This window comes from Azospirillum sp. (assembly GCF_035627195.1).
GTDB lineage: Bacteria > Pseudomonadota > Alphaproteobacteria > Azospirillales > Azospirillaceae > Azospirillum.
This window is the reverse complement of the sequence record NZ_DASPMG010000396.1, coordinates 1-6,045: the sequence shown is the minus strand read 5'-3', so window position 1 is coordinate 6,045 and position 6,045 is coordinate 1. Positions and strand designations below refer to the sequence as shown.

The window sequence follows — 6,045 nt, the reverse complement described above, 5'->3', positions numbered from 1 at the left end:
CGTGCCCGGCGCGGAGCCGTTCCCGCTCCGCTCCTGAGCATCGCGGGCGGTATCGTCGCATTCTTCCTGACGATGGGCATCACCCCCGGCCGCGGCCGCGCTCTAGTGCGCCGGATCACCATCGCGGCCACCGGTCTGGCGGCAGCCGGCATCGGGATCAGCCTGTTCGAAGGCATGTTCACGCCGCCCGAACTGCGGTCGGTGATCGGCCTTGCCACCATGTCGCTGAGTAAGCGGTGTTCTGGCCTCACCTTCCAGCGCGGTCGCTGTGGGGTGAGTCTCCCGGATCGCATGATCGGGAGAACGGTTTGTGTCTACGCTCGACCTTACGCTTGACCCTGAGCCCGTGCGGGTGCGCCGCATGGAGGTGCTCACGAGCGATGTGGGCCGCCGGAGCTGGTCGCCGGAGGAGAAGGCGCGGATCCTGGCCGAGGCGGCGGCACCCGGAGCCGTCGTCTCCGAAGTGGCCCGGCGTCATGGACTGCGGCCCCAGCAGGTGTTCGGCTGGCGGCGGGAAGCGCGCGCCGCCAGTCGTGCCCAGGGCGAGGGCATGGTGTTCGCGCCGGTGGTGCTGGACGCCATGCCGTCCTCCACCATGCCGATGCCGAAGGAGCCCCCGGCCATCGAGGTGCAGATCGGCGACGCGGTGGTGCGCGTGCCCGCCGGCATGGACAGCGCCACCGTCAAGGCGGTGCTGCGCGCCGTGAGGGCGACGCGATGATCGGCATCGAGGGCCCGGTACGGGTGCTGGTCGCCGCCAAGCCGATCGACTTCCGCAAGGGCATGGATGGGCTGGCCGCGTTGGTGCAGCAGCAACTGGGGGCGGATCCCTTCAGCGGTGTCGTCTACGTCTTCCGCGCCAAGCGAGCGGACCGGGTGAAACTCTTGCACTGGGACGGCACCGGCCTGGTCCTCATCTCGAAGAAATTGGAAGCCGGCCAGTTCCGCTGGCCGGCGATCCGCGATGGCGTGATCCGCCTGACCCCGGCTCAGCTCTCGGCGCTCGTGGAGGGTCTGGACTGGACCCGGGTGCGCGGCGTGCGGGTGCCCCGGCCGACCGCCGCAAGCTGAGCTGCGACACAGCGACTCGGCAACCGCTTTGGGGGCGAAGGCCGCGGGCGCCGCCGCTATGCTGGTGACCGTGACGACCGCATCCGACCTCCTGCCCAACGATCCTGGCGAGTGGCGCGCCCTGTTGCTGGCCGAGCGCGCCCGGCATGCCGCGGAGCTGATGGCGGCGCGTTCCCGGGCCGAGGAGGAAATCGCCCGACTGCGCCAGATCATTCTGGAACTGCAGCGCCATCGCTTCGGCCGCCGGGCCGAGCGTCTTGACCCGGACCAGTTGGCCTTGGCGCTGGAGGACCTGGAGCAGACGCTGGCCGCCACGGAGGCCGAGCCCGCCGGCGCCGCGGCGATCAAGCCGGCGCCGGCGCGGCGCACGGTGAACCGCGGCAACCTGCCGGCCGATCTGCCGCACGAGGAGATCCTCATCGATGTCGCCGACAAGACCTGCCGGTGCTGCGGCGGCGCGCTGCATGCCATCGGCGAGGATGTCTCGCAACGTCTGGACCTCGTCCCGGCCCGCTTCCGGGTGCTGGTGACCCGCCGGCCCAAGTATGCCTGCCGCCGCTGCGAAGAGGGCGTCGTGCAGGCCGCGGCCCCGGCGCGCATCGTGGACGCCGGCATCCCCACCGAGGCGCTGATCGCCCATGTGCTCGTGTCCAAATACGCCGATCACCTGCCGCTCTATCGCCAAGCCCAGATCTACGCGCGCCAGGGCGTCGATCTCGACCGCTCGACGCTGGCCGACTGGGTTGGACGGGCTGCCTGGTACCTGCGGCCCCTGCACGACCGGCTGCTGGCCAACCTGAAAGCCTCGGGCAAGCTGTTCGCCGACGAGACGACGGCACCGGTGCTCGACCCCGGACGGGGCAGCACCAAGACCGGCCAGCTCTGGGCGTACGCGCGCGATGATCGCCCCTGGGGCGGACCGGAGCCGCCGGCGGTGGCCTACGTCTATGCCCCGGATCGCAAGGCGGAACGCCCGGTGGCGCACCTGCGGGGATTCGCCGGCGTGCTCCAGGTCGACGGCTATGCCGGGTATCGCAAGCTGGCCGAGGCCGGGTCTGTGCGCCTCGCGTTCTGCTGGTCGCATGTCCGCAGGGGATTCTACGATCTCCAGACCGGCGGCTCGGCGCCGATCGCCAGCGAAGCCCTGCTGCGCATCGCCAAGCTGTACGCGGTGGAGGCGGAGATCCGCGGCCGTGACGCCGAGGCGCGCCGCCGGGAGCGGCAGGCCCGCTCGGCGCCGCTGATTGCCGAACTGAAGACGTGGCTGGAGAAGCAGCTCGCGGCGGTGTCGCGCAAATCGACGCTGGCCGAGGCGATCCGCTATGCGCTCAGCCGCTGGGAGGGGCTGACGCTGTTCCTCGACGACGGCCGGGTGGAGATCGATAGCAACAGCGTGGAGCGCAGCATCCGCCCGCTGGCCCTGACGCGCAAGAATGCACTGTTCGCCGGCAGCGACGGCGGCGGCGAGCACTGGGCGACCATCGCGTCGCTGGTGGAAACCTGCAAGCTCAACGGCGTCGATCCGCAGGCGTGGTTCGCCGACGTGCTGACCAAGCTCGCCGGCGGCCACCCGATCACCAAGCTCGATGAGCTCCTGCCCTGGGACTATGCCCGGCAGGCGGAACCCGCCGTGGCCTGAGAACACCGCTTACGACCTCCCGGGCAATGGCGCCGTTCAGGCGCGTGCCGTCGCTCAGCAGAGCGATCCGGGCACGCGGCACCAGCTTCTGCGGCGTGCTGCCGCTGCGGATGAGGCCCTGCAACCGATCCCGGTCGGCCGGAGCCAGCTTCAGGTCAATGGCCCACTGCGAGACATCCATGCCCCGCAGCCTGCCAGCATCCTTTGTAGAACGTAACTGCCCGTTCGGTGCGGGCCACTAGGTTCTCTACCAACGCACGCCGCGGCTGTTCGCCACCCTGGCGCTCGGGCGCGGCGACGGGCGCTATGCCGGCCTGCTGCGCTCGCTGGCCCGGGTGAACCTGCTGATCCTCGACGACTGGGGCCCGGAGCCGCTGACGGCCGAGCAGCGGCGCGACCTGCTGGAGATCGTGGAGGACCGCTACGGCAGCGGATCGCTGCTGATCACCAGCCATGTGCCGGTGGAGCGCTGGTACGAGATCATCGGCGACCCGAACACCGCACAATGCCCCACTGCTGGATCGGCTTGTTTCTGAAGTTACGATCACCGATCGGCGACATTCCCTTTACAGTCAACGTCTTGCCCTGGATCCCGCTGGATCGTCGCGTGGTCCCGATTGGGTCAGGGTTGTGCTGGCCGACGGCCGGCACCGGCATGTCCGCCGCGCAGCAACCGACTTGGCCGCCGAACCGGAGAAGCCGCCCACGATGCCGCGCGTGTCGGTCCGGACGCTGCTTCCCTTGGCACATTTGATCCAGGGGCTGTTGACGGGGGTGATGGAGGAGGCCTCCGATGCGACGGTCCTCTCACCCACCCCGCCTCATGGCGAAGACACCGATGGCGCCGAGTTGTCCTTCCTCGGTGGTGCCGCGGCTGTGGCCGGCTCTCCCACCCCAGACGCGGCGGAATCTGGCCCTGGAGATGGCGGGGCTGCTCCGTCACATGCTGGCGCCCGTCACACCGGAGATCCGCAATGCTGAACGCGACATTCGCCGGTGAAGAGCGGGTCACGACGGCGCACCGCGCCAGGCTCGCCTATGTCTACATCCGTCAATCGACCGCCGGTCAGGTGCGCCAGCATCAGGAAAGCACCGAGTTGCAGTACCACTTGGCCGAGCGCGCCGTCCGGCTTGGCTGGCCCCGGGACCGAGTGCTGGTGGTCGATGAGGACCTGGGACGCTCGGGCGCCTCGAGCGACGGCCGGCAAGGTTTCCAGAGGCTGATCGCCGAGATCGGGCTCGGCAAGGCCGGCCTTGTGCTCAGCCTCGACGCCTCGCGGCTGGCCCGCAACAACCGGGATTGGCACCAGCTTCTGGAACTCTGCTCGCTGTTCGGGGTGCTGCTGGCCGACGGTGAGCGCCTTTATGATCCGATGGCCTATCACGACCGCCTGCTTTTGGGGCTGTCGGGCATCATGAGCGAGGCGGAACTGCACCAGATCCGCGTCCGTCTCCATCAAGGTGAACAGCAGAAAGCCGCACGCGGTGAATTGCGCCTGCCGCTGCCGGCCGGCCTGAGCCAGGAGCGTGGCGGCGCCATCATCCTCAACCCGGATGAGGAGGTGCAGGAGCGACTTCGTCTGGTGTTCGCCAAGTTCCGCGAGCTGGGCACAGCCCGTGCCGTGGTGCGTTATCTGCGGCGGGCGGGGCTATCGCTGCCGGTTCGCCCCTTGCGTGGGCCGTCGCCGCATGCCGTGCTCTGGAAGCCGGCCGACAGTGCCCGCGTCCTGCATATCATCAAGAACCCAGCCTACGCCGGCGCCTACGTCTACGGCCGGCGCCGTCAGGAGCCCACCCATCGCAATCCGGCCACGGGCCGGTGCGGAACGAGCGCGGTGCCGTTGGCGGAGTGGCCGGTGTGTTTGCTCGACGCCCACCCCGGCTATGTGAGTTGGGAGGAGTTCATGGCCAACCAGAAGCGGCTGTCGGACAACCTCAACCGGTACGAAGCGGGCCGTCACGGCGCACCGCGCAAGGGCCGTGCCCTGCTCCAGGGCATCGCCGTCTGCGGCCGCTGTGGTCGACGCATGACCCTGGGCTACTCTGGACCCGACGGCGACTATCCCGTCTACCGCTGCGTCGCCGACAAGCATCAGCGGGGCGAAGGGCCGCAGTGCCAGGAGGTGCGTGCCCTTGGGGTTGATGCTGAGGTCGAACGCCTGCTGCTGGAAGCGTTGGAGCCGGACAAGGTCGCCGTGGCCGTTGCTGCATTGGGCGAGCTGGAAATGGAGGCCCGGCTTCTGGAGCGGCAATGGGCACTCCGGCGCGAGCGGGCGCGATACGAAGCGGAACGCGCCCGCCGGCAATACGACGCAGTCGAACCGGAAAATCGGCTGGTGGCACGGTCGCTGGAGCGGGCCTGGGAGGAAGCGCTGCGGAGCGTGGAGCGCGTCGAGCAAGAGTATGATCACTGGCGCCGGGAGCAGCCGCCGACGCTCGGGGAAGCCGACCGCGATATCATCCTGGCCTTGGGACAGGACATCGAGCGTGTCTGGCACGCGGCCACGACGACGGCCGCCGATCGCAAACGCATCCTGCGGCTCGTTGTGGAGGAGGTGATCCTTGATCAGAAGTGCCGGCCAGGACAGCTCAGCGTGCGGATCGTCTGGCAAACCGGCGCGGTCAGCGAGCACTGGGTGCGGCGCCGGGTGCACGGCTATGATCAGCATGCCGACCTTGACCGGCTCGAGCAGCGCATCCGCACCCTGAACGGCGCCGGCAACATGGACGCGGCGATCGCGGCGGCGCTGAATGCCGAAGGTTTCCTGACTGCAAAAGGAACACAGTTCAGAGGCGAGTTGGTCCACCTGCTTCGCAAGCGTTGGGGCATTCCGACGGTCAAGATCAACGGAACTGCCCCGAATCCGGATCGCTGGCCGGATGGCACCTACTCGATCCAAGGCGTGGCGAAGGCGGTGGGTGTCACCTCCCAGACCGTGTTCGACTGGCTGAAGGTGGGCTTGCTGACGGGCGTGCAGCGCGCGAAAGGTCAGCCCTGGCAGATCACCATGTCGGACGAGACACTCGATGCATTGCGGGCACGCGTCAAACGAACCAGACGATCAAGGAGGGCGGCAGTATGAAACACTCGGCGGCCAAGCCATGACGCTGGGTAAGCGGTGTTCTCAGGCCACGGCGGGTTCCGCCTGCCGGGCATAGACCCAGGGCAGGAGCTCATCGAGCGTGGTGATCGGGTGGCCGCCGGCGAGCGTGGTCAGCACGTCGGCGAACCACGCCTGCGGATCGACGCCGTTGAGCTTGCAGGTTTCCACCAGCGACGCGATGGTCGCCCAGTGCTCGCCGCCGCCGTCGCTGCCGGCGAACAGTGCATTCTT

Annotated in this window: 6 protein-coding genes and 1 pseudogene; 6 read left to right on the top strand and 1 reads right to left on the bottom strand. The window is 68.9% G+C overall.

The annotated features are described in order from the left end of the window. From VED21_RS34185 to VED21_RS34160, 6 genes and pseudogenes are all read left to right on the top strand, one after another. Positions 1 to 336, top strand: a 336-nt coding sequence (locus tag VED21_RS34185; protein ID WP_324890388.1) for a hypothetical protein, incomplete at its 5' end; no start/stop codon positions are given. Between the two features lie 25 nt (positions 337 to 361). Then, complete coding sequence (gene tnpA, locus VED21_RS34180) at positions 362 to 721, top strand: IS66-like element accessory protein TnpA (protein WP_324890387.1); 360 nt, start codon at positions 362 to 364, stop codon at positions 719 to 721. Further along, complete coding sequence (gene tnpB, locus VED21_RS34175; RefSeq protein WP_324890386.1) at positions 718 to 1,071, top strand: IS66 family insertion sequence element accessory protein TnpB; 354 nt, start codon at positions 718 to 720, stop codon at positions 1,069 to 1,071. The genes tnpA and tnpB overlap by 4 nt, the downstream gene beginning before the upstream one ends. 70 nt (positions 1,072 to 1,141) lie before the next feature. Continuing rightward, positions 1,142 to 2,710 (top strand): IS66 family transposase, encoded by a 1,569-nt coding sequence (gene tnpC / locus VED21_RS34170; RefSeq protein ID WP_324890385.1) that lies wholly within the window; start codon positions 1,142 to 1,144, stop codon positions 2,708 to 2,710. 254 nt (positions 2,711 to 2,964) lie between these two features. Beyond that, a pseudogene (locus VED21_RS34165) lies at positions 2,965 to 3,246 on the top strand (ATP-binding protein); the annotation flags it as partial. Positions 3,247 to 3,684: 438 nt separating this feature from the next. Next, the gene (locus tag VED21_RS34160) at positions 3,685 to 5,793 is read left to right on the top strand and encodes a recombinase family protein (RefSeq protein ID WP_324890384.1); all 2,109 of its coding nucleotides are present in this window, start codon (positions 3,685 to 3,687) and stop codon (positions 5,791 to 5,793) included. 42 nt (positions 5,794 to 5,835) lie between these two features. Here the strand turns inward: VED21_RS34160 and VED21_RS34155 are convergent. Then, positions 5,836 to 6,045 (bottom strand): transposase domain-containing protein (locus tag VED21_RS34155; RefSeq protein WP_324890383.1); only part of this gene is annotated, 210 nt, incomplete at its 5' end.

Coding starts and splice junctions, on each gene's coding strand:
- tnpB (WP_324890386.1), top strand. CDS start 718: ATGATCGGCATCGAGGGCCCGGTACGGGTGCTGGTCGCCGCCAAGCCG.
- VED21_RS34160 (WP_324890384.1), top strand. CDS start 3,685: ATGCTGAACGCGACATTCGCCGGTGAAGAGCGGGTCACGACGGCGCAC.
- tnpA (WP_324890387.1), top strand. CDS start 362: ATGGAGGTGCTCACGAGCGATGTGGGCCGCCGGAGCTGGTCGCCGGAG.